This is a genomic window from Rhizobium sp. 10N427 (assembly GCF_056394605.1).
In genome coordinates this window covers 136,483-162,101 of sequence record NZ_JBFTID010000006.1, presented here as the reverse complement: position 1 = coordinate 162,101, position 25,619 = coordinate 136,483, and the positions used below count along the sequence as shown (strand labels likewise).

General features: G+C 58.0%; 32 protein-coding genes. 17 read left to right on the top strand and 15 right to left on the bottom strand.

Going from position 1 to position 25,619, the window contains the following annotated elements:
• Positions 1-136: 136 nt before the first annotated feature.
• On the bottom strand, positions 137-403 hold the full coding sequence (locus AC1DIJ_RS14995) for a vWA domain-containing protein (protein ID WP_112389370.1): 267 nt from the start codon (positions 401-403) through the stop codon (positions 137-139).
• Positions 404-854: 451 nt separating this feature from the next.
• Between AC1DIJ_RS14995 and AC1DIJ_RS14990 the strand changes: the two genes are divergently transcribed.
• Positions 855-1,055: a hypothetical protein gene (locus AC1DIJ_RS14990; protein WP_112389371.1), complete on the top strand. Its 201-nt coding sequence runs from the start codon at positions 855-857 to the stop codon at positions 1,053-1,055.
• 31 nt (positions 1,056-1,086) lie between these two features.
• Here AC1DIJ_RS14990 and AC1DIJ_RS14985 read toward each other — a convergent pair whose 3' ends face one another.
• On the bottom strand, positions 1,087-1,347 hold the full coding sequence (locus AC1DIJ_RS14985; protein ID WP_112389372.1) for a hypothetical protein: 261 nt from the start codon (positions 1,345-1,347) through the stop codon (positions 1,087-1,089).
• Positions 1,348-1,565: 218 nt separating this feature from the next.
• On the opposite strand from AC1DIJ_RS14985, the gene AC1DIJ_RS14980 reads away from it, so the two are divergent.
• The 5 genes from AC1DIJ_RS14980 to AC1DIJ_RS14960 all read left to right on the top strand — a co-directional run bounded on the left by AC1DIJ_RS14980 (position 1,566) and on the right by AC1DIJ_RS14960 (position 3,747).
• The gene (locus tag AC1DIJ_RS14980; protein WP_112389373.1) at positions 1,566-1,796 is read left to right on the top strand and encodes a hypothetical protein; all 231 of its coding nucleotides are present in this window, start codon (positions 1,566-1,568) and stop codon (positions 1,794-1,796) included.
• Between the two features lie 170 nt (positions 1,797-1,966).
• Positions 1,967-2,188 carry a hypothetical protein gene (locus AC1DIJ_RS14975; RefSeq protein WP_112389540.1) on the top strand — a complete coding sequence of 74 codons (222 nt, stop codon included), beginning with the start codon at positions 1,967-1,969 and terminating at the stop codon, positions 2,186-2,188.
• Positions 2,188-2,430 carry a hypothetical protein gene (locus tag AC1DIJ_RS14970; protein ID WP_112389374.1) on the top strand — a complete coding sequence of 81 codons (243 nt, stop codon included), beginning with the start codon at positions 2,188-2,190 and terminating at the stop codon, positions 2,428-2,430. Before AC1DIJ_RS14975 ends, AC1DIJ_RS14970 begins: the two co-directional genes overlap by 1 nt.
• Before the next feature lie 9 nt (positions 2,431-2,439).
• Positions 2,440-3,006, top strand: coding sequence for a 3'-5' exonuclease family protein (locus AC1DIJ_RS14965; protein ID WP_112389375.1), 567 nt, complete (start codon positions 2,440-2,442; stop codon positions 3,004-3,006).
• A gap of 342 nt (positions 3,007-3,348) precedes the next feature.
• The gene (locus tag AC1DIJ_RS14960; RefSeq protein WP_442208141.1) at positions 3,349-3,747 is read left to right on the top strand and encodes a hypothetical protein; all 399 of its coding nucleotides are present in this window, start codon (positions 3,349-3,351) and stop codon (positions 3,745-3,747) included.
• Between the two features lie 1,398 nt (positions 3,748-5,145).
• Here the strand turns inward: AC1DIJ_RS14960 and AC1DIJ_RS14955 are convergent.
• The 5 genes from AC1DIJ_RS14955 to AC1DIJ_RS14935 all read right to left on the bottom strand — a co-directional run bounded on the left by AC1DIJ_RS14955 (position 5,146) and on the right by AC1DIJ_RS14935 (position 7,106).
• Complete coding sequence (locus tag AC1DIJ_RS14955) at positions 5,146-5,421, bottom strand: hypothetical protein (RefSeq protein ID WP_112389376.1); 276 nt, start codon at positions 5,419-5,421, stop codon at positions 5,146-5,148.
• A gap of 11 nt (positions 5,422-5,432) precedes the next feature.
• Positions 5,433-5,732: a DUF982 domain-containing protein gene (locus tag AC1DIJ_RS14950; protein ID WP_112443998.1), complete on the bottom strand. Its 300-nt coding sequence runs from the start codon at positions 5,730-5,732 to the stop codon at positions 5,433-5,435.
• Positions 5,733-5,809: 77 nt separating this feature from the next.
• The gene (locus AC1DIJ_RS14945) at positions 5,810-6,283 is read right to left on the bottom strand and encodes an Hsp20 family protein (protein ID WP_112389378.1); all 474 of its coding nucleotides are present in this window, start codon (positions 6,281-6,283) and stop codon (positions 5,810-5,812) included.
• A 165-nt stretch (positions 6,284-6,448) separates the two neighbouring features.
• Positions 6,449-6,739, bottom strand: coding sequence for a hypothetical protein (locus tag AC1DIJ_RS14940; protein WP_112389379.1), 291 nt, complete (start codon positions 6,737-6,739; stop codon positions 6,449-6,451).
• Positions 6,740-6,833: 94 nt separating this feature from the next.
• The gene (locus AC1DIJ_RS14935; protein WP_112389380.1) at positions 6,834-7,106 is read right to left on the bottom strand and encodes an usg protein; all 273 of its coding nucleotides are present in this window, start codon (positions 7,104-7,106) and stop codon (positions 6,834-6,836) included.
• A 275-nt stretch (positions 7,107-7,381) separates the two neighbouring features.
• On the opposite strand from AC1DIJ_RS14935, the gene AC1DIJ_RS14930 reads away from it, so the two are divergent.
• The 3 genes from AC1DIJ_RS14930 to AC1DIJ_RS14920 are packed head-to-tail and all read left to right on the top strand — an operon-like array spanning position 7,382 to position 9,731.
• Positions 7,382-7,696 (top strand): co-chaperone GroES, encoded by a 315-nt coding sequence (locus AC1DIJ_RS14930; protein ID WP_112389381.1) that lies wholly within the window; start codon positions 7,382-7,384, stop codon positions 7,694-7,696.
• A gap of 52 nt (positions 7,697-7,748) precedes the next feature.
• A complete protein-coding gene (gene groL, locus AC1DIJ_RS14925) occupies positions 7,749-9,377 on the top strand; it encodes a chaperonin GroEL (protein ID WP_112389382.1) in 1,629 nt (542 codons plus the stop codon).
• Between the two features lie 54 nt (positions 9,378-9,431).
• Positions 9,432-9,731, top strand: coding sequence for a hypothetical protein (locus AC1DIJ_RS14920; protein ID WP_112389383.1), 300 nt, complete (start codon positions 9,432-9,434; stop codon positions 9,729-9,731).
• Positions 9,732-9,814: 83 nt separating this feature from the next.
• On the opposite strand, the gene glgB is transcribed toward AC1DIJ_RS14920, so the two are convergent.
• The 5 genes from glgB to AC1DIJ_RS14895 all read right to left on the bottom strand — a co-directional run bounded on the left by glgB (position 9,815) and on the right by AC1DIJ_RS14895 (position 20,831).
• Positions 9,815-12,022 (bottom strand): 1,4-alpha-glucan branching protein GlgB, encoded by a 2,208-nt coding sequence (gene glgB, locus AC1DIJ_RS14915; protein ID WP_112389384.1) that lies wholly within the window; start codon positions 12,020-12,022, stop codon positions 9,815-9,817.
• Positions 12,019-15,315, bottom strand: coding sequence for a maltose alpha-D-glucosyltransferase (gene treS, locus AC1DIJ_RS14910; protein ID WP_112389385.1), 3,297 nt, complete (start codon positions 15,313-15,315; stop codon positions 12,019-12,021). The genes glgB and treS overlap by 4 nt, the downstream gene beginning before the upstream one ends.
• 1 nt (position 15,316) lies before the next feature.
• Positions 15,317-18,496 (bottom strand): alpha-1,4-glucan--maltose-1-phosphate maltosyltransferase, encoded by a 3,180-nt coding sequence (locus AC1DIJ_RS14905; RefSeq protein WP_112389386.1) that lies wholly within the window; start codon positions 18,494-18,496, stop codon positions 15,317-15,319.
• Positions 18,497-18,792: 296 nt separating this feature from the next.
• Positions 18,793-19,158 carry a response regulator gene (locus AC1DIJ_RS14900; protein ID WP_112389387.1) on the bottom strand — a complete coding sequence of 122 codons (366 nt, stop codon included), beginning with the start codon at positions 19,156-19,158 and terminating at the stop codon, positions 18,793-18,795.
• Complete coding sequence (locus AC1DIJ_RS14895) at positions 19,155-20,831, bottom strand: sensor histidine kinase (protein WP_112389388.1); 1,677 nt, start codon at positions 20,829-20,831, stop codon at positions 19,155-19,157. Before AC1DIJ_RS14895 ends, AC1DIJ_RS14900 begins: the two co-directional genes overlap by 4 nt.
• Before the next feature lie 122 nt (positions 20,832-20,953).
• Between AC1DIJ_RS14895 and AC1DIJ_RS14890 the strand changes: the two genes are divergently transcribed.
• From AC1DIJ_RS14890 to AC1DIJ_RS14855, 8 genes are all read left to right on the top strand, one after another.
• Positions 20,954-21,214 carry a hypothetical protein gene (locus AC1DIJ_RS14890; RefSeq protein ID WP_112389389.1) on the top strand — a complete coding sequence of 87 codons (261 nt, stop codon included), beginning with the start codon at positions 20,954-20,956 and terminating at the stop codon, positions 21,212-21,214.
• Entirely contained in the window at positions 21,211-21,585 is a 375-nt protein-coding gene (locus AC1DIJ_RS14885) for a GFA family protein (RefSeq protein ID WP_112389390.1), read from the top strand. The genes AC1DIJ_RS14890 and AC1DIJ_RS14885 overlap by 4 nt, the downstream gene beginning before the upstream one ends.
• 59 nt (positions 21,586-21,644) lie before the next feature.
• Positions 21,645-22,112, top strand: coding sequence for an MFS transporter (locus AC1DIJ_RS14880; protein ID WP_310295205.1), 468 nt, complete (start codon positions 21,645-21,647; stop codon positions 22,110-22,112).
• 372 nt (positions 22,113-22,484) lie between these two features.
• Positions 22,485-22,802, top strand: a complete 318-nt coding sequence (locus tag AC1DIJ_RS14875; protein ID WP_310295203.1) for a hypothetical protein — start codon at positions 22,485-22,487, stop codon at positions 22,800-22,802.
• Between the two features lie 189 nt (positions 22,803-22,991).
• The gene (locus AC1DIJ_RS14870; RefSeq protein ID WP_112389391.1) at positions 22,992-23,567 is read left to right on the top strand and encodes a type 1 glutamine amidotransferase domain-containing protein; all 576 of its coding nucleotides are present in this window, start codon (positions 22,992-22,994) and stop codon (positions 23,565-23,567) included.
• Between the two features lie 27 nt (positions 23,568-23,594).
• Positions 23,595-23,792, top strand: a complete 198-nt coding sequence (locus tag AC1DIJ_RS14865) for a hypothetical protein (RefSeq protein WP_112389392.1) — start codon at positions 23,595-23,597, stop codon at positions 23,790-23,792.
• Between the two features lie 165 nt (positions 23,793-23,957).
• The gene (locus AC1DIJ_RS14860; protein ID WP_112389393.1) at positions 23,958-24,311 is read left to right on the top strand and encodes a DUF3140 domain-containing protein; all 354 of its coding nucleotides are present in this window, start codon (positions 23,958-23,960) and stop codon (positions 24,309-24,311) included.
• 69 nt (positions 24,312-24,380) lie between these two features.
• A complete protein-coding gene (locus AC1DIJ_RS14855) occupies positions 24,381-24,653 on the top strand; it encodes a hypothetical protein (protein WP_112389394.1) in 273 nt (90 codons plus the stop codon).
• A 19-nt stretch (positions 24,654-24,672) separates the two neighbouring features.
• On the opposite strand, the gene AC1DIJ_RS14850 is transcribed toward AC1DIJ_RS14855, so the two are convergent.
• The 3 genes from AC1DIJ_RS14850 to AC1DIJ_RS14840 form a co-directional block, all read right to left on the bottom strand.
• The gene (locus AC1DIJ_RS14850) at positions 24,673-24,897 is read right to left on the bottom strand and encodes a hypervirulence associated TUDOR domain-containing protein (RefSeq protein WP_112389395.1); all 225 of its coding nucleotides are present in this window, start codon (positions 24,895-24,897) and stop codon (positions 24,673-24,675) included.
• Positions 24,898-24,988: 91 nt separating this feature from the next.
• A complete protein-coding gene (locus tag AC1DIJ_RS14845) occupies positions 24,989-25,351 on the bottom strand; it encodes a hypothetical protein (RefSeq protein ID WP_112389396.1) in 363 nt (120 codons plus the stop codon).
• Positions 25,341-25,619 carry a DUF6894 family protein gene (locus AC1DIJ_RS14840; protein ID WP_112389397.1) on the bottom strand — a complete coding sequence of 93 codons (279 nt, stop codon included), beginning with the start codon at positions 25,617-25,619 and terminating at the stop codon, positions 25,341-25,343. Before AC1DIJ_RS14840 ends, AC1DIJ_RS14845 begins: the two co-directional genes overlap by 11 nt.

The following is a 25,619-nucleotide window of genomic DNA, read 5'->3' as shown; positions in this document are numbered from 1 at the left end:
GATGACGGCATAACGAACTACAGACTATCGAGGAAGAGCTTGTCCGTTGCAGCGAGAGGCAAGGATTATGATCTAGTGGGGACGGCAGCGGCCGGGCCAAGCCCGACCGCTGCTTTGTTCACGCAAATGGGAAGGCTCACCGGTTGGGCGCTCCGCCGCGCGAACCATCAATCGCCGTTTCATCGTCCACCGAATGTTCGAACTCGTCATTGGAAGGGTCACGGTCGTCGCTGAAAGTTGTGATTTGAATGAGGACGGCCTTAGCGTGACGTACGGCTGCATCGCCATCGAGTGATCCGTCGGAAGCGAGCTTCACAGCCACCAGCTCGTCGCCTTCTCCACGGAACTCGACCGTGATCATCCCGTCATTCAAATTTCCGATATGGGTTTCGATAAGCTGCATCTGACTACCTCTGTTGTGGTCGGAGAAAACTAATTTACCGCTGAAGAGGTTCCCGCGCGGAAGTAGACAGACATGCGGTCATTGCCGATAGTGCAACTAAAGCGTTGCGCCGGTACGGGCGGATATCGATCACACTAAGGCTGTGCCGAGTCGGTCGACAGGTTGCGCTGAGAGACTTCCCCGTTCTAACGACGGCACCGTCACAGTGGGTGGGCTCTGTTTATCAGGCGACCCTACTCGGTCATCCAAATGTGGCGTTGATGGACCTCTACGTGCCTTATTGGGGGGGCCTCTGTCCGAAGGTGATACTCGGGCCGCTTTGCGTAATGAACGGTACCAGCGCAGCCCAGTGCGAACAGGGGTAAACCTTCGAACATTCTGCGGAACAAGGATCAAGGTGCCGAAGTTTCTAAACGGGACCATGAAGGTCTCAAACAGAGGAGAAAACACCATGGCAAATCAAGGCGGATCGCACGAGCAGCACGCGAAGGCTGGTCAGAGTAAGTCGGGCTCCAAGCAGGCTTCCCCTGGCAAGTCTTCGACTTCGAAGTCGGCGTCGCCCGAGACCGGCAGCACGTCCTCCGGTAAGCAGGGCGGCTCGCATGAGCAGCACGTGAAAGCGGGCCAGCAGAGCCATAAGAACAGCCATTGACGTTTTGAGGCCCGCGCTTATGGCGCGGGCCTTATGCATTAAGGCGAAGAACATGCGGTATTTTCTGAACATCCGGGGCGGCCGAAAACTGCTTGTCGACCCAAACGGCACCCAATTCGAACCTGTCGACCTTGCAATCTAAAGCTAGGGCGAGCGCCAGAGATTTGTTGGCCGAAAAATTCGCAACGGCGAGCATGTGGACGGGCAGCGTTCCGAAATCAGCGACCCCGGTGGAGCAGTCGTCGCTACGGTCATCTTCAAGGACGCCCTTCTCTTTTGTCGTTCCCGGCAATCGTTGAAACTCTTGCCCCAGAGCCGATAAGATTCCGATGGGAACTCAAGCGCCGGGCGGTCGCGCATGGTGATGAACTTCGGGTTGACGTGATAAATCGATTACCTATCAGCAAACTTGTGCGTAAGGCTCATGCGGTCTCCGTCGGTCCTGCTTAAGAGGAGGTCCGGGGAACAGCTTCCGTGTCTGCGAGTTCCTTCTGAACAAGGAGAACGACCATGACTGCCAAGTCCATTCCAGGCTCAGTTAAGCTTCCTCCGAAGTCTCTGAACAATGATACTCAGGACGACGAGCTGCCCGAGACCAACGTCGACGACCGCCGCGCGCCGCCGGTGAACATAGGCAACAGCCGCGAGGCGGGCGACGGTCTAACTGAGGCCGATCCGACCACGGGCCGCGCCGACCCGAACGACCGAATTCCCGCTCCGCAGACGGCCAACCGGGATTGATGCGATGGAAGAGCGCAAGGGATATGCCAATGCCGACGAGGTGCAAGCCGACGACCTCTGCTGGCGGAGAAGATGTTCGCCGACAAAAGTCTGGCAACGAAGGCACCTTAGACAGGTCGGACGACGACCAGCGGCTTCCGCAGCCCGCGCCATCCGAAGAGGAGCTGGAGATGACTAAGATCACAACCGGCCCCAACGACGCCCCGAAGGACGCGACGATCGCACAAAGCGCCCCCGGCCTTCCCGAAGATACCAGCCTTCCTGTCGAAGCGACGGAAGAAGAAGCTCTCTGGATAAAGGCAAAGGTCAAGGGCACAAACGACGAAGGACGCAAGGATGACGCCCGCGATCTCGCAGCGCAGCTCGCCCGTCCCAAACACGGTACCGCCTGATGCCGGGAACGTTCTCCTCGCTCAGCATCTTCGCCTACGACCTTGATGACCGAGGCGAGCCCGTCCAGGCATGGGAGACCGTAGTCGGCGAGACGGAGGCAGAGGCCATCGGCGAAGCAAAAGAAGCAGCCGGCCACCACGCCGGCGTTCTTGTGGTGCGGCGAGATGGCCGTCCCGCAGTCGGAGAAGAAGGCGACCCCGTCGTCGTCTTCCGGCTAGGTAGAACCGGCGACTTCGACTAGAGATCTATCATGAACGTGTTCCTCGATTTCGAAGCTTCCTCGCTTGGCAAGCACAGCTACCCGATCGAAATCGCATGGGTGTTCGAGGACGGCCGGTCACGGTCCCTCCTGATCGCCCCGGCGCCGAACTGGACGGATTGGTCGGCAGCGGCCGAAGGCATCCACGGCATATCCCGAACGGCGCTAGCCAATGAAGGCGTTCCGGTTACCCTTGTCGTCCAAGAGATGATGGCGACGCTCGCAAATCATGATCTCTACGCGAGCTCACCGTCGTGGGATGGGAAGTGGCTCAGCGTCCTCCTTCGCGCTGGTGGCGTTGCGAGACACGCGCTTCGCGTTCGCAAGTCGGACAATCTCTTCGTTGAATTTGCTTCGAAGCGGCTTCACGACAGCCAAATGCGGGGCGTCGACCCTGCTGCGCTCGTCTCCGAAGTTATAGCCGGCTCAGAGCCCGCTAGGCCTGCCCATCGCGCGCTCCCGGACGCCGCCCTAGAACTCAAGAGATTGCACATGGTGCAAGAGGCTGTCGAGAGCTTAGTCGCCGCGCCGTCGCGTACCCAAAACGCCGAAGGGTGAACCAACCGACTCCGGCTTTGAGACTGGTCGGCGAATTCTAAGAACCGACGGCGCAACCGATATCTTTGAGATGAAAGGAGGCAACATCCTCGATCCGCCTTTCCGCGATGACAAGCTGGGCGTCGCTCATCCCCGCTTCGTACGCGGGCATATCCCCGACCCGCTACATGTGGTGCGCAACATGGCATGCGCGTCGTGACCGGGAGGACGCGTCATCCGTGCGACGACGACTAAGACGGACTACTGCTCTGGCCCGAGCCACCGGGGATTTCGCCGGTCTGGCATGCGCACCAGCGAACCTATGATAGGCATGGAAACGATCCCGTCGTCGGTCGTCGCCTCGTGCAATTGCCTCATCAAGCTGGCTTAGTTCCTCGCCGCAACACATTCGTCTTCTTCGGCGGCTGCGCAGGCGATCGCGATTTCGAAGACCTAGTCCGGAACATAGCGAGTATCGTCGACGAAGCGATCGACGACATCATCGCAACCGGGCTTTCGCGAGACGCCGTCACAACAGCGCTCGACGCTTTTATCGAATGGAGCAAGTCCCCGGATTCCGCGGTCTGGCGGGCCGCTGAACGTCACTGGCCTGCCGGTGTTGCGATGCGGTTCGACACCAGTAGCGAGGGTCTTCAAATCAGCGGCCAGATCGTCGGCCTATGGCAAGCCGAGTCAATCATCCTCCGTTGCTCGCTGCTGAAGAGTATCAGCTCGACGCGCGGCCTTTGTTCTCAACTCTGAATGTTTACATTGATGCGGCACGGCCTTTCCGAAATGGGCGCCGTGCCGGTCTGCCATAAAGTCTATCAGACGCCGCATCTTCGCTAGCCGCTCGCCTCGATCACGCTGGTGATTACCGCCGAACGGAGGGACGCGGCCCAATTTACCGGCACCCTGGATGGGCCGTGTTCTTGTCGACGTTTGGCCTTGGAAGTCGGCTTCGGGCATTGAAAAGGAATTGCGAAGCAAACCCGCGTCTCGCAACGGCATCAGAGAAAGAGAAATCCCCTCTAGGACTACTGCTCTAGGGACAAGCCTGTCATCCTGCCAAGTGAGATGCCGCCAGCCTGTAAGCGCTTCACTGTGCAATCCAGGCAAAGCGCCATTCGTCGGGTTGACCTAGCGCGTAATTATATCTGGCCGTACCGGTCAAATCTTGTCTGGCCTTCATCTCGTCCATCAGCCAGGCTGCAGATGGAATTCCCGGCAGCTAACAACGATGCACCGCTCCTGCCACTTCATCAAGGGTTCCCACCCCGATTTTGGGAATGGCTCCAGGCCTCATCAGGGTCCAACTGTACTGTTTCATGCAAGCTCCACCATGACGTGTTACATAGCGCGCCCTCCACACTTTGGGGGGCTCGGCCGCGCGGCCACGTGCACACGACCGAATACAAAAATGCACTTGGCCGTGTTCTGGTTCCTGCGCGGCTACACTGAAGTCCAGCACATTAAGCGTGTTGCCATGTCTTCGGCTTGATGGTTCAATCGGCACGGCTGAAACAGGCATCAGCCTTCTGGACCCATCCAGCTCTTGGCCCGCCCGACGTTCTCCGGCGGGCCTTTTGCTAGATTGGCGAATCTCAACAGAGCATTGACGTCATCGTTTGACGGGACGCCCAAGACTTTGCACAGGCCCACGCTTGTACGATCTCCACACGTGCGGCTGGAAGGAATAGGCTTGATCGTCGGTAACTACCGCCGCGCGAGGTTCACCCGCGAGGCCGTGGTCGATCAAAGCAAGCCAACAGCGCCCGGGGTAAACGACACGCTTCTGATTAAGCACGGGCCGCGGGGCCTCGAGCCTTGCCCGCAATATGCGCTGCGCGGTCACGATGAGGGCAGTTCCTTGAGACTTAGCGGGGTTTGATCACCTGCCATGTCGCTCGGTTGCCGCCACCATCTAGGCGGCAGCCGAAACCCTAAACGAGATCGCTACCACAGGAAGTGTGTGTCTGCATTCCAGCCTTCGTGTCGGCTCTCACGGGCAACGTGTCGCCACATCGATACCGTCGTTTCGATGCACGGCTTTCGAACACCGTGCATCTCCTCGACCACAGGGCCAAATCCTCATCTTTTTAAACCGCAGTCCGGCATCCCATTGGGGAAAGGTCCGTACTTCCGGTGTGGTGCACGGAACTAAGAATTCCGCAAATCGAGTTCTATTAGTGCTGACTGAACCTCATCGATTAAGACCGGTTCTGGCGTTCCCGGCAAGTGCCGAAGCGCTGGCTTCGAGTCGACCGCGTAAAGGTCGGACGCCCACGCAGCAAGGATCGTCCGTTTGTCATCGGTCGAGAGAGACGACGCCTCTACAACATCTGTCGGCCGTCTAAGATGCATCCCCCGCATCAACACAATCGGACCCATTGTTGCTGCATTGTCGATCAACTGCTGCAACACGATGTGCCTCATAATACTTGACCTTACTGCACGTGGGGATCGCGGTCGCTTCGCGCGCGAGACGCCACGACAGCAGATGTTTGAGGCGCAAGAAGTTCATGCTTCTGCGCGAATGCTACAAACAAACCACGCGCCGTCTCCGCTTCGATCTCGCCACGAAGCGCCGCCTGGCATGCTTTAAGGGCGACTGAATGCGCCGTGTCCCTGAACGAAGTGGGCCACTCAACAAGATGTCGGTAAGCATCCATGACGGTGCGAACTTCTGCAGGAAAGCCAAGGCCGACGAGAATGGTGACAGGTTTTCTGAACATATCGGGTTTCATCGTTCTCTCCTTTCCAACCCGGAATGTCGATGGGCGCCATCGCGATGGCGCCGCTGACCATTGAATGAACTAAAAGGTCACGCCGCCTTCTGCGCTTCGATCTGCGCCGAAGCAGTCGACGTCAACGCAGGCGTACTCTGGATTGAGATCTTCCTGGGCTTCAATGCTTCAGGGATCTCACGGACCAACTCAATCGAGAGAAGACCGCTGTTCAAATCTGCTCCGTTCACCCGGACATGGTCGGCAAGCTCGAACCGGTGTTCAAACGGGCGTCCGGCGATGCCGCGATGCAGGTAGCCATCGGCCGGTGTCTCCTGCTTCTTACCGGTGACGGTCAGCAGATTGGACTGGAAAGTGATATCGAGATCGTCCTGTGCAAATCCAGCCACCGCAATCGAGATCGTATAGGTGTCGTCATTGTTCTTGACGATGTCATAAGGCGGCCAGTCGTTGGTCGACCGGGCACGCTGGGCGTTCTCCAGAAGAGTGAAGATCCGGTCGAAACCTACGCTCGAGCGGTAGAGAGGTGCGTAGTCGTAAGATGTTGCCATAGCCATATCCTCCTTGAAGCAACATGGGTACGAGAGTGCCAAAAGCGGCGCTCCCGGCGAAGTCAGCCCTGTCTCAGCGGCTGGCAATAATCGATTTGGTTTTAGCGATTTTCCATTTCAAGATCGGCTGCGCATTTTTTTCGCCGATCGCAAGTTGCCCCATCGTCAGTGCACTGAGCGACTGAGAACGCGATGCGGGTACGCTGCTTTGAACTTTGAAATCATCGCGCAGGCTTGCTGCAGTACCCGTTCGGTCGCTTCGGGATTGTCGCGCGCAAGTTCGTCGGCGTTTATGCGGATCGCTTGCGCCATATGCGCCGACATCACAGCAAAACGGCCCTCACCGTAGACAAGTGCATCTTGCGAAGCAGTCTCGAGCCAGCGCGCGAAATCAACAATGATCTCCTCCCTCTCCGGGATGCTGGCACCTTTGATGACTTTAATGTTTTCTTCCATGTGGTCTCACTCCATACAGACGTGGAAAGCGACCGGACTGATCAAGCCCCGATCGCCGGGTGAGCTAGGAAGCGGAAATATCAAAATCAAGAGTTCAGTGAAGCTTGAACTCGCCTTCGACACGGCGCCATTCGTTCGGTCCAATCAGACGTCGGTGTGTATAGCGGACGGAGTGTAGCGGTCCGTCGAGGCTGTTGCGCCAGAAGTCCAGGAATTTGCGCATTTCTGGAAAGTCCGGTGCAAGATCGTAGTCCTGCCAAACGTAGGTTTGCAGGACGGATTCAAAATCGGGAATGCGGTAGAGGATGTGCGCGGTGGTGAGGCCGTAGCCGTTAAGCTGACGCTCGAAATCCGACGAGAATTGCATGCTTTATCTCCGTTTCATGACACTGCGAAGGTGACGTAAAATCATCCATCTATCAACGGTATTCTTAAACCATCAAAGGCGTTTATTGTTCCTTTCCAGCATGTTAGCAGCCGGCGACATCGAGTGCTAATTTTTTCTCCCGCCCCTCTTGAAATCACAAAATCTCGAAAATAAATTTTGAACGCGAACGCTCAGATGAGGTTCGCCCCGTCCGGATTGGTCACCCGGTCCGGCAGGGGATTTTGCGTCATCTTTTTTGTCCAATGGAGGAAAACATGTCGTTCCGACCGCTTCATGATCGCATTCTTGTCCGTCGGGTTGAATCCGAAGAAAAGACCAAGGGTGGGATCATCATCCCTGACACTGCCAAGGAAAAGCCGCAGGAAGGCGAAGTTGTCGCCGCTGGCCCTGGTGCACGCAGCGAGACTGGCCAGATTCAGGCGCTCGACGTCAAGGCTGGCGACCGCATTCTGTTCGGCAAATGGTCCGGCACCGAAATCAAGATCAACGGCGAAGATCTGCTGATCATGAAGGAAAGCGACGTCCTGGGCATTATAGAAGCTCAGGCCGAGCAGAAGCGGGCCGCGTAATCACGCATTACCGCCCATCAGTCAAAAAGCTGCCTATTGAAGGAGTGAACAAATGGCTGCGAAAGAAGTCAAATTCAACACCGATGCACGCGAACGCATGCTGCGTGGGGTCGATGTCCTTGCCAACGCCGTGAAGGTCACGCTTGGCCCAAAAGGCCGCAACGTTGTCATCGACAAGTCCTACGGCGCGCCGCGCATTACCAAGGACGGTGTTTCGGTCGCCAAGGAAATTGAACTAGAAGACAAGTTCGAGAACATGGGCGCCCAGATGCTGCGCGAGGTGGCATCGAAGACCAACGATCTCGCCGGCGACGGTACCACCACCGCAACTGTCCTCGCCCAGGCGATCGTCAAGGAAGGCGCCAAGGCCGTCGCCTCCGGTCTGAACCCGATGGACCTTAAGCGCGGCATCGATATTGCCGTCGACGCCGTCGTTAAGGAACTGAAGACCAACGCCCGCAAGATCACCAGCAATTCCGAAATCGCCCAGGTCGGCACCATCTCGGCCAACGGCGACGAAGAGATCGGTAAATATCTAGCAGAGGCGATGGAAAAGGTCGGCAACGAAGGCGTCATCACCGTCGAGGAAGCCAAGACCGCCGAGACCGAGCTCGAAGTTGTCGAAGGCATGCAATTCGACCGCGGTTACCTCTCGCCGTACTTCGTAACCAATCAGGACAAGATGCGCGTCGAGTTCGAGGACCCCTATATCCTCATCCACGAGAAAAAGCTGTCGAACCTTCAGTCCTTGCTGCCGGTCCTCGAAGCCGTCGTGCAGTCCTCCAAACCGCTGCTGATTATCGCGGAAGACGTCGAGGGCGAAGCTCTTGCTACGCTCGTCGTCAACAAGCTGCGCGGTGGTCTGAAGATTGCGGCTGTCAAGGCGCCGGGGTTCGGCGATCGCCGCAAGGCGATGCTCGAAGACATTGCCATCCTGACCGGCGGCACTGTCATCTCCGAAGATCTCGGCATCAAGCTTGAGAACGTAACGCTCAACATGCTCGGTCGAGCCAAGAAGGTGGCGATCGAGAAAGAAAACACCACCATAATCGACGGCGTTGGCTCCAAGTCCGAGATCGACGGCCGCGTCGCCCAGATCCGGGCGCAGATCGAAGAGACCACGTCCGACTACGATCGCGAGAAGCTGCAGGAACGTTTGGCCAAGCTGGCAGGCGGCGTTGCGGTGATCCGTGTCGGTGGCTCCACGGAAGTCGAGGTCAAGGAGAAGAAGGATCGCGTCGACGACGCGCTTCATGCAACGCGTGCCGCCGTCGAGGAAGGCATCCTGCCGGGCGGTGGTGTTGCGTTGTTGCGGGCTGTAAAGGCACTCGACGATCTTGCAACCGCCAACCAAGACCAGAAGGTTGGTATCGAGATCGTCCGCAGGGCGATCGAGGCCCCCGTTCGCCAGATCGCCGAAAACGCTGGTGCCGAAGGCTCCGTCATCGTCGGCAAGCTGCGTGAAAAGACCGACTTCTCCTTCGGCTGGAACGCCCAGACCGGCGAATACGGCGATCTTTATACACAGGGCGTCATCGATCCGGCCAAGGTCGTGCGGACCGCACTCCAGGATGCGGCCTCGGTCGCCGGCCTTCTGGTGACGACCGAGGCGATGATCGCCGAGAAGCCCAAGAAGGATGCCGCGCCGGCGATCCCGGCTGGGGCAGGCATGGATTTCTAAACAATCGGGCCAGGCTCGCCCCACTCGCTGGGGCGAGCCAATCGCGGAGTGGTTATGAGCTTGCCATCGAAAGAAGACGCGCGTCTGTGCGCGAGTATTGTCAGGGAGATCGCACGGGCCAAAGGAATAACGGGTGACCCGACCTCCGTCGGAGCGCTGACGGTAGCAGTCGCCAGACTCTTCAATAAGGGTCTGCGGGACCGCGAAACTCTTCTTTCAGAGGCAATGACAACCGTCGATGAGCTGATGTCTGATAAGGAACGTGACTCGCTTTCCGGCGTGCTGCGACACATGAACCGAGGTGCCATCGATCGTCTATCGAGCCAGACGATGAGTGAGGACAACCAGCAATAACAGCCAAGCCGGCCACTTAGCACTGCTTCATCCGGTGAACATCATTCCCGTAAGACGTCTCGACGACGTATGCGTCTGCCGCCTTACTCTCGGATGAACATAACCGTGGATAAGGGCGGCAAGTCCGCCTCTATAGAAAACGATCGACCATGCGCGGCATTGGTTTGGGACTGAGCGTCTGAAGTTGCCATGCCGGAGCCACCATATACTGTATCATCGGTGCTGAGGATTCGGCGCCAAAGGCCGTCCAACGGCACGCCTATCCGGTAACGGTGCCGTGGTACCGGCGTAAAGTTTGATACGATGAGGCAGACGGCCTTTTGCTTTTCGTCGTACCGGATCATCGCCAGTACAGAATGTTCAGCATCGTCAGCGACAGCCCACTCGAATCCATCCGAATTCAGGTCTCCGTATTGTAGGGGTGGAAAATAAGAATACACTCGGTTCAAATCCCTGACCAATCGCTGGAGCCCGCCATGGCGAGGCTCGTCGAGCAGATCCCACTCGACTGAAGTGTCGTGGTTCCACTCGCTCCGCTGTCCGATGTCGCACCCCATGAACAAAAGCTTTTTGCCTGGATGGCCCCACATGAAACCGTAAAGCGCTCTTAGGTTTGCAAGCTTCTGCCAGTCGTCGCCCGGCATCTTCGTCAGCAAGGAACCCTTACCGTGCACCACCTCGTCATGGGAAAACGGTAAGACAAACCTTTCCGTGTAGGCGTAGATCATCCCGAATGTCATAGAGCTGTGATGGTATTTGCGATAGACGGGATCATCCGACATGTAGTGGAGGGTGTCATGCATCCAGCCCATGTTCCACTTCATATCAAAGCCTAGGCCGCCATCTTCGGGCGACGCCGTCACCTTTGGGAACGCCGTTGATTCTTCGGCGATCATCAAGACGTTCGGGTGGCGTTCATGCACGACGCTATTAAGATGCTTGAAAAATTCGATGGCTTCCAGGTTCTCGCGGCCCCCATACCGGTTGGGTATCCATTCCCCTTCTGGCCGGCTATAGTCTCGGTAAAGCATCGAGGCCACGGCGTCGACACGAAGTCCGTCAACATGATACCTGTCCAACCACTCCAAAGCGCTGGCGATCAGGAAGCCTTTCACCTCGGCCCGGCCCAAGTTGTAGATCAGTGTATTCCAGTCGCGGTGATACCCTTCTCGCGGGTCTTCGTGCTCGTACAAAGCCGTTCCGTCGAACCGAGCGAGGCCCCAAACGTCACTGGGGAAGTGAGCTGGAACCCAGTCCAGAATGACGCCGATATCACTATCGTGGCAGCGGTCTACGAAATAGCCGAAGTCCTCTGGCGTGCCATACCGTCCTGTCGGCGCAAACAGCCCTAAAGGCTGATATCCCCATGAACCGCCGAACGGATATTCCATGATCGGCAAGAGCTCGACATGGGTGAACCCCATTTCTTTGACGTACGGTATCAGCCGCTGCGAGAGCTCGAACCAGTCGAGTGACCTGCCCCCGTCGGTCATTTCCCGTAGCCACGATCCAGCATGGACCTCGTAAATCGATATCGCACGATCCAAAACGTTTGTGCTTGCGCGTTTCTCCATCCACCGAGCGTCGCGCCACCTGACGGGTTCAGGGGACGCAACGACGGAAGCCGTAGACGGCGCGGCTTCAGCAGCTCGTGCAACTGGATCGGCCTTCTGCGCGAGCACGCTCCCCTGACCATCCAAAATCTCGAACTTGTAGCGCTCTCCAACCGTCAGATCCGGAATAAAGATCTCCCACACGCCAGCCTCGCGCCTCAGGCGCATAGGATGTCGTCGACCGTCCCAGGTGTTGAAGTCACCAACAACCGACACCCGACGGGCATTCGGCGCCCAGACGGCAAAACGGACACCCTCGACGTCTTCGACCCAAATCGGATTTGCGCCGAGCGCCGATGCAAGTTGATAGTGCGTTCCCTGGGAAATCAGATGAAGGTCGAGTTCGCCGAGCAGCGGAGCAAACCGATAGGGATCGTCGGTTTCCTGCGCGCCACCTGGCCAGAGGATTTTCAGCCGGTACTTTGCGCCGCTTTCGACCGAAGCTTCGAAGACTCCAGCCGGGTGCACTCGCGCCGATACCGCGAGAACCGTGCCGCTGAGGCTGTCAAGCAACTCGACGCCGAGCGACCCTGGAAAAAACGTGCGGACCTTCGTCTCGCCGTCGGCTGTTTTATGCGGACCGAGAACGTCGAAAGGGTCCCCGTGCCGGCCCTCGACGATCGCAACCAGTTCATCGGGATCAAGATCCGATGTCATCGCTACTGCTTGCTGTGTCATGCAGGCTCTCCTTGGAGCCGCGACACGATTTCGGCGAAACCAAACAGAGGTATCGGAAGCCACTTCGGCCGGTTGCGGGCCTCGTAGGCGATTTCGTAAGCGGCCTTCTCCAAGAGAAAGATGTCGAGGAGTTCTTGTACCGTCTGGGGATCACTTGGCAGGTTCGACGATCCAGCCAAGGCATGAGTGTAATTTTCAAGAAAAAGTCGTTTGGCGGAAGTGCCGAACCGGACGATAAGTTGGCGCCGGCGTTCATCGTGATGGTCGGAAACAGCGTCGTTCTCGAGCGTCGCGGTTGCCACCAGGTAGTCTAGCGAGCGTAGTAGTCCCGCCGCGTCCCGCAGGGGGCTCGTCTTGGCACGACGCTCCACGAGATTGCGCGCAGGTTCGCCTTCGAAGTCGATGATGACGGCGTCGCCTTCGGTCACCAAAATCTGACCCAGATGGAAATCGCCATGGGCGCGCGTAAGAAGCGTCGTCGCAGATTTTTCAGATCGCCGAGCCGCGAGATCTAGGATCTGGTCCCTCTCAGCTAGCAGCGACCGAACGGCATCTTCGAGCGGGCCCTCAATAGTATCAGCGATCTCCTGCAGTTTCGAGAATGCATACGCGATTTCCCCGGTGACCGATCTTTTGATCGTGTCGACGTCCGCCAATCCAGCCCGGCGGGGTGCGAAAGACGGATCTTCGGTCGGCTTGGCTAGCAGCACATGCAGCTCCCCGAGGCGCTGGCCGATCATGGCCACGAAACTCAGAAGTGGCCTTAATTGATCGTCGGCAGCGTCCAGCTCGGCTTCGGTGGTCGCAACCTCGTCGGCAACGCGACGCAGATTGGCGAGCATCCAGTTCCACGCGTCTCCCTGGTTGCGGATAGCGCCTTGCACGACGATAAGTGTTGAGCGGCGCCCTTCTCCGTCGGTGCGAGCGACCTCGCCAAGAAGGGGTGCAGTGTGTTCATATCCCTGCAGGGTTAGATGGCGCGTCATCTCTACTTCGGGATGGATGCCTTCAAAGACGTGCCTAATGAGTTTTATCATTGCGACGTCGCCAACGATGAGAGAACTATTAGACTGCTCGGCTGATAACCACCTGATTTCCATCTCGTCGTTGATATCCAGGCGGTCAAGGAAGTCGGTTCCAATATACTCTATGGTCCCGGACCGACCAGTGATCTTAGATCGATTTTTCAGACCCTCGATGATCCCCCGCGCCATGGGCTCGACGGTAAATCCATCCGTCAAGAAACCGACACGCCGCCCCTGCCGAATTCTCGCGAGGGCCAGTTGTTGCCCGAGGATGTTGGGCGTGGTGTCATCCCATTCGATCGCGAGCGGAAGCTGATAGCTTTCGACGTGATCGGGCAAGACTGCCTCGACTTCACCGAGCACGACGCCGTCGGCGAAGGGTATGGAGCTCGCCGAAATCAGTCTCGCCGACTGAAGCGGCTGGTCCTTTGCGCCGAACCATCGCCGTCTCGCCAGGTACGCCGGAAGAATGTCGCCGGCCAGCACGGCTTGATGTGGAGTTTCATCGAAAAGTTCGGCGAGGCTGCGCCGGATCACAACCGTATGAAAATCTGGAAGTTGCTCCGGCGGAGCGGTGCGCCATGCGGGACCGTCCGATTGAGCGTTGAGTTGAAACCAGAAGAATCCGTAGGGTGGCAGCGTCAGAAGATAGGTGAGCTGCCCGATCGGCGGAAAAGGCGACATACCCGTAAGCTCGACAGGCACTCGACCCTCGTAAGCCGAGAGGTCAAGTTCGACGGCTTGAGGGACTCGCGACAGGTTGGCCACGCACAGTATCACCTCGTCGTCATGCTCGCGGATATAGGCCAGAATGCGCCGGTTCTCCGGTGTCAGAAATCGGAGCGATCCTCTGCCGAAAGCGGGATGGCGACTGCGCAAGGCCAGCATTCGGCGCGTCCAGTTCAACAACGAGTGCGCGTCTGAAGTCTGGGATTCGACGTTGAGGGCCTCATAGCCATATTGCGCGTCCGAAACGGGCGGAAGCACCAAGCGCGCAGGATTGGCTTTAGAAAACCCGCCATTACGATCGGGGGACCACTGCATCGGTGTGCGAACGCCGTCGCGATCTCCGAGATAGATGTTGTCGCCCATTCCGATCTCGTCGCCATAGTACAGCACAGGTGTGCCACGCATCGATAGAAGAAGTGCGTTCATCAGCTCGATCCGCCTACGGTCGCGCTCCATGAGCGGTGCGAGACGGCGCCGGATGCCGAGATTGATACGCGCCCGCTTGTCGGACGCATACGTGTCCCAGAGGTAGTCGCGTTCCGCATCGGTCACCATCTCCAGCGTCAGCTCGTCGTGATTTCGCAGAAAGATCGCCCACTGGCATGTATCAGGAATGTCCGGGGTCTGCCGCATAATGTCTGTGATCGGAAAGCGATCCTCCTTTGCAATTGCCATATACATCCGCGGCATGAGGGGGAAATGAAACGCCATGTGGCACTCGTCTCCATCCCCGAAATATTCGCGGGTATCCTCCGGCCACTGGTTGGCCTCGGCAAGCAGCATGACGCCAGGATGGGTTTCGTCGAGCGCCGCTCGGATCCGCTTCAGGATTGCATGCGTTTCCGGCAGGTTCTCGTTATTCGTCCCTTCACGTTCAACCAGGTAAGGGATTGCGTCCAGACGAAAACCATCGATTCCCGTCTCCAGCCAAAAGCGCATCACAGACAGCAGTTCTTTCATTACGAGTGGATTGTCGAAATTAAGATCGGGCTGGTGCGAGTAGAAGCGATGCCAGTAGTATGCCCCAGCGGTCTGATCCCAAGTCCAATTGGATTTCTCGGTGTCTATGAATATGATGCGGGTCTCGGGGAATTTACGGTCGTTGTCGGACCAGACATAGAAGTCGCGTTCGGGGCTCCCCGGAGCAGACTGCCTCGCCCGTTGAAACCAGGGGTGCTGGTCGGAGGTATGGTTGATGACCAGCTCCATAATCACCCGGATGTTCCGATCGTGGGCGGCTGCAACGAATTTGCGGAAGTCGACAATCGTGCCGTAATCGGGACTGACGCTGCCATAGTCTGCGATGTCGTAACCGTCGTCGCGCCGCGGTGAAGGAAAGAAGGGCAGCAGCCAGATGGCATTGACGCCAAGCGCCGCAACGTGATCGAGCTTTTCGAAGAGTCCTTCGAAATCCCCTATCCCATCGCCGTTGGCGTCGTAGAACGACTTAATGTGCAACTGATAAATGATGGCGTCCTTGTACCACAGCGTGGAGTCCGCAGTCTCGGTCCGGTTCTCGCTTGTCGACACGGCGTCCATTTCAAATCTCTCCTGTTCTGACGCGCCAGATTGCGAACGGCAAATGCCACGGATCCAGCCGGAGCGTCTGCCACTTGCCCGTAAGCAAGAACCTTCGGCCGCTGACCAGGTCCTCTAAGTCCAGTGTGCCGCCATCGTCTTTTCCAAACTGCCATAACGGGATCTCGACAGTACTTTCCTCGATTCCGTGAGGGTTGAGGCAAATCCCAACGAGCAAAACATTGTGACGGCCGGGCGCCGCCTTCTCAAAAAACATCACATTGGGATTTGAAGAACTGAGGAGTGTAAGACCAAGGTGGGAATGGAGAGCGGAATTGTCGCGCCGAATGCGGTTCAACATCGTGATTTCAGGTTTTATGTTGCCGGGACGGTCATAGTCCCAAGCGCGAATTTCATATTTCTCGCTGTCAGCATATTCCTTGCGCTTGACGTCCGGACGGCCCTCGCAAAGTTCGAAACCGTTATAGACGCCCCAGAGCCCTGACAGCGTCGCAGCCAAGGCAGCGCGGATGGCGAATGCTGGCCGTGGAGCATCCTGGAGAAAGTCCGGATTGATGTCGTGCGTGTTGACAAAGAAGTGCGGCCGAAAGAATTCCTTGGCCTCGGTCTGGGTAATCTCCATCATGTACTGCTCGAGCTCCCACTTGGTGTTGCGCCAAGTGAAATAGGTGTAAGACTGCGAAAAGCCGACCTTGGCCAAGCGGTACATCACCTTCGGTCGCGTAAACGCTTCCGACAGAAACACGACGTCTGGGTGACGAGCGCGGATGTCGCCAATCAACCACTCCCAGAGGGGGAACGGTTTGGTGTGCGGATTGTCCACGCGGAACAGTTTGACGCCCTCGTCCACCCATAGCTGGACAATATCGCGCAGTTCCTCCCAAAGGGCGGGCACCGCGTCCTTGGAATAGAAGTCGACATTGACGATGTCTTCGTACTTCTTGGGCGGGTTTTCGGCGTAGCGAATGGTGCCATCCGGGCGCCATTCGAACCAGCCTGGGTGATCCGTTAGCCAAGGGTGGTCCGGGGATGCTTGGATCGCGAGGTCCAACGCAAGTTCCAATCCATGTTCTCGGGTTGCCTTGGCAAGACGCCTAAACCCTTCGAAGCCACCGAGCTCCGGATGTATTGCATCATGGCCCCCCTCCGGCGACCCGATTGCGTAAGGGCTGCCGGGATCGCCCGGCTCCGCCCTAAGACTGTTGTTACGACCTTTCCGGTTCGTACTTCCGATCGGATGAATGGGGGGAAAATATAGGACGTCAAATCCCATGTCGCGAATTGCCGGTAGTCGGCTGATGACGTCGTCGAACGTGCCGTGACGCTCGGTGTCACCGCTTTGCGACCGCGGAAAGACCTGGTACCAGCTTGCGAATGCAGCCTGCACTCGTTCAGCGTCAACAAGCGAGGGTGGTGAACGGGTGCGGAATGGACGCTCGTCGGCTTCCGACATCAGTGCCGACAGATGAGAAGACAGAAGCACCTTCATCTTTTCACTAGGGTCGCTATTTGCCAAGATTTTTAAAATTTCAGTGATTTTTTCTCCGGGGGCCGCCATTCTTTCGCTGGCCTTGCGCAAAAGCGCCTCCCCCTCGATCAATTCGAGCGTGAGATCCAAACCAGCTTCAGCTTTCTTTGAGAGTTCATGGCGATATATGGCAAACGGATTTTTCCAAGCTTCAACGCAAAATTCATAGCGACCGATCCTGTCGAGCCGGAATTGCCCCACCCACCGATCGTTGTTGTCGAGGATGAGAGGAGATTCCGTCCAGTTGGCATCATCAATGGCACGATACAGAAGAGACGCTGCCAGCCGATCATGGCCATCGGCGAAAATGTCCGCTTTGACGGAAACTATCTCCCCGACAACGCGCTTTGCGGCAAAACGCCCTTGATCGACTTGCGGCTCGATATTCTCGATTGCGATCCGTTCCGACTCATCAGACGCCGCCCCCGGCGAAGACACGCTCTCGCTGACAATCTCGTCGCCTACGGCCGCATTGAGCAGTTGAAGTTCTCCAGCCGCTAGGAATCTAGGTTCGCTTCCGGGAGCTTGGACGAAAAAAGGCGCTGCGGCCTGTGAGACAATTTCCCAGGGCAAGGGACTGGGCCGGCGAAGGTCTCGGTTGATGACCACGATCCCCACCCGCTCCGCCACGCGAAGGTCATCGTGATCGGCTAAGGTTATGGCGGTTGCTTCCGGAGAAGTCACGTATGCCGTCGGCACCATCGGCCTTGAGGAGGCAATGGCGTCGTTGGCCTCCCGGACTGCTGAGGAAATATCGAATGCTCCGCCAGACCGAAGCATGTCGAAGTCTAGTTCTCCGCCACGCGTCACGTCGAGCGGAAGTACGGCACCAAATTCGAAACCCATCGGAATCATCAACCCGTCTCCGAGAGCGGCGGAGAGCCGGAGGGCACGCAAGGATCTTCGTTCTCGTACCTCGCGACCTTCTGTTCCATGGGCTAATCGTCTAGCGAAAGGCGCTTCTGGAAACGCCACCTGCAGGCCTAGCGCTCGTTGTAAACGGTGTTCTTGGAGAAACCATCCCTCGCGCATGTCCCACCAGGCAAGGGAGGAAAATACGCCATCAAAGCCGCGGCCCTCCAATCTGGCGCGAAAGGCGAAATCGGTACCGGGCGTATAGACGAGCCGCAACGGCCGCTTATGCCCGAAATCGAACCCACCCAGGCGTTGCAAATCTAAATCCCCAAGCCGTTCCAGTCCTAGGAACCGGAAGCCGGCGACGCCGAGTTCGGAAAGCTCCGAAACACGTGCAATGAGAGCTTGGGCGTCTAACGTCGCGCTGTCGGCGTGTCGCCATGGAGCAGATGGTGAGTGACGGGGATCAAGAGCCCCTAACCCAACGCCCCCTTCTGTTCGAAAGGTTGCAATCGGTGCGTCCATCATGAGGCCCAGGCCTCTAGATGCCGCGCTTTCACATAGAAACGATAGGGGGTCATTCAACGAGTTGGGAAGTCTCGACCCGTTATCGATAAAGTTGCGATTTGAAACGTTTACGATCCCACCGTAAAAAAGCGGCGCGGTCATCACTGTGTCAAAATGCAATGAGGCGGCGTGATCTAGGGTTTGCAGCCAGCTATTGGCGTCCGAAAGATCAATGAGGTTCACATAGTAAATCCGAGGTCTCGAAATTGGTAGTTGGCGCGCGGGCATCATAAACGCTGTCTCCAAGGTCGGGCATGGCGGGGCGCAGTACGCCAACCAGAGCCAAAGAAACTTCGAAATATGGCTGTTGTTCCACTCTAAACCGATGTTCCGGCGGTATCGCCCCGAAAGCTAGGTGGCTGTCGCCCGCAGCCTGCAACTCGAATGGATCATTTCTGACCGGGGGCGACACCATATCGATGACCCACAGTTGGATTACGGCAACCTCTGGAGAGACTGCAGCACCACTGCCGACAACGTAAACGTCGGCGTTGAGGCAAGGCAGCCGGGACGGCCTGCACATTCGCCTAGGCGGCCATCCGGACCAGTGTTTCGGCAACCATGCGACTGTCATACGGTTTCGGAATGAAAACGCCGCGCTCCGGAATTTCGTTGCTGCCTGGACGCTGTTTGCCTGAAACGATGAGAATTTCGACGGGCGGCCAGCGGTCGCGAACGGCAGCGGCTAACTTTAAGCCATCCATGGAACCCGGCATGTCGATGTCAGTCCAGAGGATGACGATTGCTGGATCGCTCTCAAGAAGCGCGATCGCTTCATCGGCGTTGCTCGCTTCGATGGCCTCGAAACCAGCGTCTTCGACGACCCCGACCGCCATCATCATCAAGAGAGGCTCGTCTTCCACTACGAGGATTTTGGTGCGACTCGCAGTCATTTTCCCTCCTCGCTTTGAACCCGAGCGTCCGCGGTAGCGAACGGTTCCACCGTGAAACCAACTTCAAACGCCAGGCCTTCGGGACGGTAATCTGGGTTATAGTGGGCTTTTGCGGCAGCAGGAAACGCTCTTTCGATGAGAATGGATCCAAACCCCTTGCGCGTCGGTGCTGAGACTGGCGGGCCGCCTGTTTCCGTCCAGAGCAGGTAAAGCCGCCCGTCGCCGTAAGTCCATTCGATGGAAACCAGTCCGCCATCGCTGCCAAGGCTTCCGTACTTGGTAGCGTTGGTAGCCAGCTCGTGAATGACGAGCGAAAGCGGAAGCGTCAGGTTTGCAGGCAGGGCAACCTCCGGCCCATCAATTCGGAAGCGCTGGTGATCGTCGCCCCCGTGAGACCGCAGCGCGGTCTCGACCACCTCTCGCACGGTAGAGGCGCTCGCGTCTTTCGACAGAAGGAGATCGTATGTCGATGCCAGAGACGACAGTCGGCTCGCGAACGAATGGTAGGCGTCGGGATCGGCCTTGCTGAAGCTCTGACGGGCAATAGCCTGCACAAGGGTAAAGCCGTTTTTGACACGATGCGCAAGCTCGCGGACCAGAAGCATTCGCTCCTCCTCGGCCCGCTCGTTCTGGACGCGACGACAGTCGAGCTCGTCCAGAAGGGAATCGAGCGCAGCGCCCACGGCGTGCATTTCGTCGGTGGGTTTCATCGAGGTGCGGGCCGTAAGCTCGCCCGAACGCCAGCGATCCATGACCGAGGCGACCGAAACCACTGGCGATATCAAGAACCTGGTCCCCACGAAGAAAGCCGCCAGGAAGGCAACAACAACGCCTCCAACGATCGCAAGGACGTTGATGGTCGTCGCCCGGTTGATGGGGGCGAACGCTTCGTCCTTCGAGAAGCCAGCGCTCACATAGAGGGGACTGCCGCCCGGCGTAATTGGCTGATAGCCAAGGACACGCTCGGTTCCATCCTGGCTCACCACCTCGATCACGCCCGGCTGCACGGCGTGGACCAGCTTTTGAAAATCGTGAGGGATGACAGTTCCAACGAAACGTTCCGGCTGTGGCACGCGCGCGAGGATGGTGCCGCCGCTATCTGCGATCGTGACGGCATTGCCTGGAGCGACCCCGCGCTCGGCGATGCGTTTCTGAAGCCAGTCGAGCTTGACCCCGCTAACAACCACCGCCTTCGTGGTGCCGTCGACGACCACTGGCATCGCCACGGGCAGAACGGCCGTGTCCGACATCCTGCTCTTCGTGTACGTCCCGACGACGAAGTCTTCGCCGGCGACGGCAGCCGTGAAGTAATCACGATCGGAAAACGTCACGCTCGCAGGGGCTTCAACGCTTCCGCATACGGGCCTGCCTTCGAGATCGACGACGAAGATCATCCGGATGTTCGGGACGCTGGATGCAACCGACCTAAGGAACGCGTTGCAGACGGCGGGGTCGAGGTTCCGCACTGCCGGCATGGAGCGCACGGAGATGAGAAGCGAGTGCAGTCCTTCGACGATCCGCTCGACTTCTGAGGACGCCTGCCGGGCCGCCTGCGCAGCTTGTGCGCGCACTTCGTCGTTGCGCTGGCTCCGCATCGCATACTCGTTATATCCGAGCATTGCGACGACCGGAGCAAGCGCGGCGACGGCGACGGCGACAAGCTTCCTTCTCATGAGACTCCCTCTCGATAAGGGTGGTTAGCATGCCGAAAGATTGTTGGCTATCGGGGCGCGGCGAGACGGGCTTGGCCCATGGCCGCGTTGCACTAGATACGGTGTCAAATGGAGGAAACAGAATGACGAAACTTACATACCATGTCGGTGCGCACGACGGCGGCTACGGTTACAGGCTGGGCGACGTCTGGTCGGAGACTTTCGCCGACCATGACGTGGCGCTGTCCGCTGCGAAGTCGGCCGCGGAACGGCAGCATCTCGAAGGTCGCGACGCTGAGATTTCCTATCAACTTTCGGATGGTCGCTGGCACAGCGAGCACGTCGACGGGGGAGATCGTCCGGATACGGAGGTGGTGGACGACGGAACAGGAGCCCCGAAATGACGACACTGACCGGTTCCTGCAAATGTGGAAACGTCCGAGTTGCCCTGCGTGGCAACCCAGTCAGGATCGGCATCTGTCACTGCACCGACTGCCGACAGGAGAGCGGTTCGGCCTTCACGTTTTTCGCAGTGTGGCCGGCTACTGAATTCGAATCCCAGGGCGGAACGCGCGAGTTCGCTGGACGGCGCTTTTGTCCGAACTGCGGTTCCAGGTTGTTCTCGGCGAACGAGGACGAGGCCGAGATCAAGCTCGGCATCCTCACCGAGGCGCCCACACCACTCGCACCGACGTACGAATTATGGATAAAACGGCGGGAGAAATGGCTACGGCCCATCGAAGGAGCGGAGCAGTATCTCGAAGATCGGACATGAGATCCGATAAGCGGGACTGAAACTCATCCCGGTCTTGGAGCCTGGTTTTCTTGCGGGGAATGAATGCGCGCATCTCTATCTGCTCTCTGTTTCGAAGCTATTTCGGTGTCGTCGGGCCGCTGATTTCGAATGAACTCGGACTCGCGCCTGTTGAATTCGGTTGGCTTGCGTCTGCGTTTTTTGGATCGTTCGCGGTGCTACAAATTCCTGTCGGCATCGCCTTCGATCGCTGGGGCATGCGGTTACCGATGACCTTGATGATGATCGCGGGCGCTGCAGGTTCAGCACTTTTGGCGGCTTCATCCGATTTCTGGTCCGCCTCCGCTGGTCAGGTTGCGATCGGAATTGGATGTGCGCCGATGGGCGTTTTCTCCTATCTCGGACGACTTCATTCACCAGACAAAGCCGCCCGCCTTGCGGCCACGGTAAGTTCTGTAGGTTCCGGGGGAGCGCTGCTCTCAGCGTCTCCGTTATCATGGTTCACGGCAGAGTGCGGGCGGCGCGCTGCATGCTGGCGGCCTCGATGATGATGCTGGGCTGCGCCTTCTCAGTCGCGGCAACCCTACGACAAACAGGCTCGTCGTTAAACGCTGTTCAGGTAAGCGCCGCTAGCTCGTGGAGGTTGTCCCACCTCCTCTATCTTGTACCTATCTGCTTCACGCCCTCGCTCGGAGGCACTTTTCGAAAACGCTTGGGCTGGACCGTACCTTACCGACGTATTCGGGCGCGACACCGATGTCGGCGCAGCACTGACCGGGGTGAGCATATTGGAGTTGCGACTTCGCTCGCATTGCCATTCGTGCTACTCAAATGGCATGCATGGTCGGACACTCGTGACCGCCACCTATGTCATCGGCCTTCTAAGAGCGGTTCTTCTCGCCCTCTCACCGGGATAAAGCGTGTTTGCGGCATCCGCAGGGTTGGCTCTGCTCTACGCCGTGGGCAACATTCATCCGGTGGCGATGACCGAGGCTCAGGCATTGCTCCCGGATCGAATGAGAGGCATCGGACTTGGCGCGCTCAACACGCTCGTCTTTCTTGGCGTGTCGGCTTCATCCGCCATCTTTGGCGCGCTCGCCGAACTTCGTCTCAGCGTCGCCTGGACGTATGGCCTGATCTTCGGAACAACGGCGATGGCCCTGGAAATCGCGCTTGGAACCTACGTGACCTGTCATCCGAAGGCTGTGGGGCAAAAGGCGACGCCCTCGTTGGATTGAAAGCGACTTTCCGATTGCCGCCAACGCTCGTTGATGCCGGTGCCACTGGCAGCGATACGCGCTGAGCGCAGTGGCCGGTGCCACGATCCAACCAAAAATCACTGATCTCGAGCTGGGAACTTCGACTTCCAAAAGGGGTTTTCTAGCGGTGACCTCACGGTCGAAATCTCAACAACTAGGAAGACAACGATGACTCTCGAAGGCAAGAAGATCGCGATCCTCATCGCACCCCGCGGCACCGAAGAGCCCGAGTTCAAGAAGCCCAAGGACGCGGTCGAAGCCGCTGGCGCGACGGTTACCGTCGTCGGCATCGAGGCTGGAGAAGCCAAGACAAACAACAGCGACCTTGACCCCGGTAGCTCCTATACGGTCGACAAGAAGGTGACGGATGTCGCCGCAAGCGACTTCGACGGCCTCATCATTCCAGGCGGATGCGTCGGCGCGGATAAGCTGCGAGCCGATGCCGACACCGTGTCGTTCGTCCGTTCGTTCTTTAAGCAAGCGAAGCCCGTCGGTGTCATCTGCCACGGTCCGTGGCTGTTGGTGGAAGCAGACGTCCTGAAAGGTCGTACCGTGACGTCCTACTCGTCGATCCGGAAAGATATCGAAAACGCGGGTGGAACGTGGGTGGACAAGGAGGTTGTCACCGACAAAGGACTCGTTACGAGCCGCAAGCCAGACGACCTGCCGGCGTTCTGCGCGAAAATCGTTGAGGAGTTCGCGGAGGGAAAGCATCCCGAGCAGGCTCGTAGCGCCGTAGCGTAACCTGAGCCCAATTGGCGAGGACATTCAATGTCAGGGATCATCGAAGGCTTCGAACAACGCCATGTTCGAGGTGATGGCATCGGCATCGACACGCTCGTTGGGGGCAGCGGACCGCCGCTGCTCCTTTCTCCACGGCTGACCGCAAACAAGAATGTGCTGGACGGCCGTGGCACCGAAACGACCGATATGTTCACTGTCGTCGTGCCCGACCTTCGAGGCGGTTAAGAATGCGCCGCGTCCTTGAACGCGGAACGAAGGGATCGTGCGTCGCCGCGTTTCGGCGAGATGTCCGTTGAGATCTCTCTCCTGACCACAGGTATTACGCGCGAAACTTTCCGCGATAACCGGCGTTCGTCGTCGTACGTGTGTGCAGCATTTCAGGAGGATCAAATGACAAAAGACAGCGACATCGACACCAATCAGGTCCTGGCTGATTTCGCCGAAGCGGTGAACATGTCGTCATCGGAGCTGGAGAAGTGGCTGCGCACGGAGGAGAGCCTCGTCAACGGGTGGAAGGCGGACGGCCGCAAGGAGTCGATCGATCATCACTCCGGACGACGTATCGTCGATATCAAGCACAAGAAGAGGGCAGATCTGACGGACGAGGACTATGAGCATATGCGAAAAGTCGTAGGCTACGTGCACAGACATCTCGCCCAAGGCGGACCGAAGGTGGACAAGGAGCGTTCGGCGTGGCGCTACTCGCTAATGAACTGGGGGCACGATCCCTTGAAGGAGCGGTAGGGAAAAGCCTAAACCCTGCCGGAACTCCCGGGCACGCTCGCCGTTAATCGTAAAATCAAAGGAGCCACCATGACCTACGTCGCATCCCCAAGCCATTCCGCCGACGATCCCGCCCGGATCGAAGATTTGAAGCAATGCCTGGAAACGGCACGGAGGCACTTGAACGAAACTTCGAGCGCGTCCGATGAGGACAAGGCGGCCGAATTGTTGACATCGGCGGTCGATGCCGGCTGGGAAGAGGCTGAAGTTCGCTCAGCGGTCTCCAGCGCTGCGAGCGAGCGAAAAGATAACGACGTGTTTCTGACGCCGACTCTCGGGATCGTTCCGTCGTCGTCCATGTGAGGTGTGCGGTCAGCTTGGTTTAGGGTTTCGAACTATCGCCAGTCTTGGTCAGGCTACCTGGCTTGTGAGCTGCCCGCTTGGCAGTCTTTTCGCTTTCGACGATGTATTCGGGATTGGATCGCGACGCCTTGACATCGTGACCCTTGATCTTGGTTGGCGTCGTCTGTTTCTTCACGACCTTGCCTTTGGTTTTCCCTTGACTGGTGTCCCAGGTGACTTTGTCGCCCTTCTTGAGGTCGCTCATCGATTTCTCCGTTCGGTTGTTCGTTCGGGCAAATTCGAATGCTTGGGGCGAGACCACTCGCCCCAGAGTTTGCGGTGTTGGCGATCCCGATCTATTTAATTTTCTCGGTTCCGGCTGGCGTCGTCACCTGTGTCGGGCCGCTGCCACTGCCACTCGGAGTCGGAGAACGATCGGTCGCTTCGGGCGGACGGCTGCTGCCGTCGGCTGCGTTGTTGTCGAACGTTCCGGCGCCGGACGGCTGTGCGTTGATCGGATCGGCCTTCGTCGAAGCCGTGGGCTCGGCGTCTCGATCGATACTCTCGCCCCAAATCTCGACCCCGCCCCAGGCGAGCAGTGCGAGCAAGATGCCACAAACGAGAACGATGAAGACCGGCTTCCCGAAGCTGCCCTGGCGTGCTTCGATGGCGGTTTCGGTGACCTTGGGCGATTCGGTGTCGTTACTTCTAGTGACCATGTTCGGTCTCCTCGGCTATTGGATCTGCAGTTGCGGTCTTGTCGATTTCCTCGAGAACAAGCCTGATCTTCCGGACCGGTTTTCGTTCTTCGTTGAAGACCTCGACGGACAGCATTTTGTATTCACTGGTCGGAAGCCCATCGGCTGCCATTTCGGACAGCGCCGTGCGCGCTTCCTCGATCGCAGCTTCCGCAGTGTCGAAGTCGTACAGCATCTCCGCAGGACGGACGCCTTCGTGGTCAAGCAGTTGAAAGTAGAACTTCGCCAT

Excerpts from the sequence above, each read along its gene's own strand:
- AC1DIJ_RS14995 (WP_112389370.1), bottom strand. The coding sequence starts at position 403 with ATGCAGCTTATCGAAACCCATATCGGAAATTTGAATGACGGGATGATC.
- AC1DIJ_RS14990 (WP_112389371.1), top strand. The coding sequence starts at position 855 with ATGGCAAATCAAGGCGGATCGCACGAGCAGCACGCGAAGGCTGGTCAG.
- AC1DIJ_RS14980 (WP_112389373.1), top strand. The coding sequence starts at position 1,566 with ATGACTGCCAAGTCCATTCCAGGCTCAGTTAAGCTTCCTCCGAAGTCT.
- AC1DIJ_RS14975 (WP_112389540.1), top strand. The coding sequence starts at position 1,967 with ATGACTAAGATCACAACCGGCCCCAACGACGCCCCGAAGGACGCGACG.
- AC1DIJ_RS14970 (WP_112389374.1), top strand. The coding sequence starts at position 2,188 with ATGCCGGGAACGTTCTCCTCGCTCAGCATCTTCGCCTACGACCTTGAT.
- AC1DIJ_RS14965 (WP_112389375.1), top strand. The coding sequence starts at position 2,440 with ATGAACGTGTTCCTCGATTTCGAAGCTTCCTCGCTTGGCAAGCACAGC.
- AC1DIJ_RS14955 (WP_112389376.1), bottom strand. The coding sequence starts at position 5,421 with ATGAGGCACATCGTGTTGCAGCAGTTGATCGACAATGCAGCAACAATG.
- AC1DIJ_RS14950 (WP_112443998.1), bottom strand. The coding sequence starts at position 5,732 with ATGAAACCCGATATGTTCAGAAAACCTGTCACCATTCTCGTCGGCCTT.
- AC1DIJ_RS14945 (WP_112389378.1), bottom strand. The coding sequence starts at position 6,283 with ATGGCAACATCTTACGACTACGCACCTCTCTACCGCTCGAGCGTAGGT.
- AC1DIJ_RS14940 (WP_112389379.1), bottom strand. The coding sequence starts at position 6,739 with ATGGAAGAAAACATTAAAGTCATCAAAGGTGCCAGCATCCCGGAGAGG.
- AC1DIJ_RS14935 (WP_112389380.1), bottom strand. The coding sequence starts at position 7,106 with ATGCAATTCTCGTCGGATTTCGAGCGTCAGCTTAACGGCTACGGCCTC.
- AC1DIJ_RS14930 (WP_112389381.1), top strand. The coding sequence starts at position 7,382 with ATGTCGTTCCGACCGCTTCATGATCGCATTCTTGTCCGTCGGGTTGAA.
- groL (WP_112389382.1), top strand. The coding sequence starts at position 7,749 with ATGGCTGCGAAAGAAGTCAAATTCAACACCGATGCACGCGAACGCATG.
- AC1DIJ_RS14920 (WP_112389383.1), top strand. The coding sequence starts at position 9,432 with ATGAGCTTGCCATCGAAAGAAGACGCGCGTCTGTGCGCGAGTATTGTC.
- glgB (WP_112389384.1), bottom strand. The coding sequence starts at position 12,022 with ATGACACAGCAAGCAGTAGCGATGACATCGGATCTTGATCCCGATGAA.
- treS (WP_112389385.1), bottom strand. The coding sequence starts at position 15,315 with ATGGACGCCGTGTCGACAAGCGAGAACCGGACCGAGACTGCGGACTCC.
- AC1DIJ_RS14905 (WP_112389386.1), bottom strand. The coding sequence starts at position 18,496 with ATGATGCCCGCGCGCCAACTACCAATTTCGAGACCTCGGATTTACTAT.
- AC1DIJ_RS14900 (WP_112389387.1), bottom strand. The coding sequence starts at position 19,158 with ATGACTGCGAGTCGCACCAAAATCCTCGTAGTGGAAGACGAGCCTCTC.
- AC1DIJ_RS14895 (WP_112389388.1), bottom strand. The coding sequence starts at position 20,831 with ATGAGAAGGAAGCTTGTCGCCGTCGCCGTCGCCGCGCTTGCTCCGGTC.
- AC1DIJ_RS14890 (WP_112389389.1), top strand. The coding sequence starts at position 20,954 with ATGACGAAACTTACATACCATGTCGGTGCGCACGACGGCGGCTACGGT.
- AC1DIJ_RS14885 (WP_112389390.1), top strand. The coding sequence starts at position 21,211 with ATGACGACACTGACCGGTTCCTGCAAATGTGGAAACGTCCGAGTTGCC.
- AC1DIJ_RS14880 (WP_310295205.1), top strand. The coding sequence starts at position 21,645 with ATGAATGCGCGCATCTCTATCTGCTCTCTGTTTCGAAGCTATTTCGGT.
- AC1DIJ_RS14870 (WP_112389391.1), top strand. The coding sequence starts at position 22,992 with ATGACTCTCGAAGGCAAGAAGATCGCGATCCTCATCGCACCCCGCGGC.
- AC1DIJ_RS14865 (WP_112389392.1), top strand. The coding sequence starts at position 23,595 with ATGTCAGGGATCATCGAAGGCTTCGAACAACGCCATGTTCGAGGTGAT.
- AC1DIJ_RS14860 (WP_112389393.1), top strand. The coding sequence starts at position 23,958 with ATGACAAAAGACAGCGACATCGACACCAATCAGGTCCTGGCTGATTTC.
- AC1DIJ_RS14855 (WP_112389394.1), top strand. The coding sequence starts at position 24,381 with ATGACCTACGTCGCATCCCCAAGCCATTCCGCCGACGATCCCGCCCGG.
- AC1DIJ_RS14850 (WP_112389395.1), bottom strand. The coding sequence starts at position 24,897 with ATGAGCGACCTCAAGAAGGGCGACAAAGTCACCTGGGACACCAGTCAA.
- AC1DIJ_RS14845 (WP_112389396.1), bottom strand. The coding sequence starts at position 25,351 with ATGGTCACTAGAAGTAACGACACCGAATCGCCCAAGGTCACCGAAACC.
- AC1DIJ_RS14840 (WP_112389397.1), bottom strand. The coding sequence starts at position 25,619 with ATGGCGAAGTTCTACTTTCAACTGCTTGACCACGAAGGCGTCCGTCCT.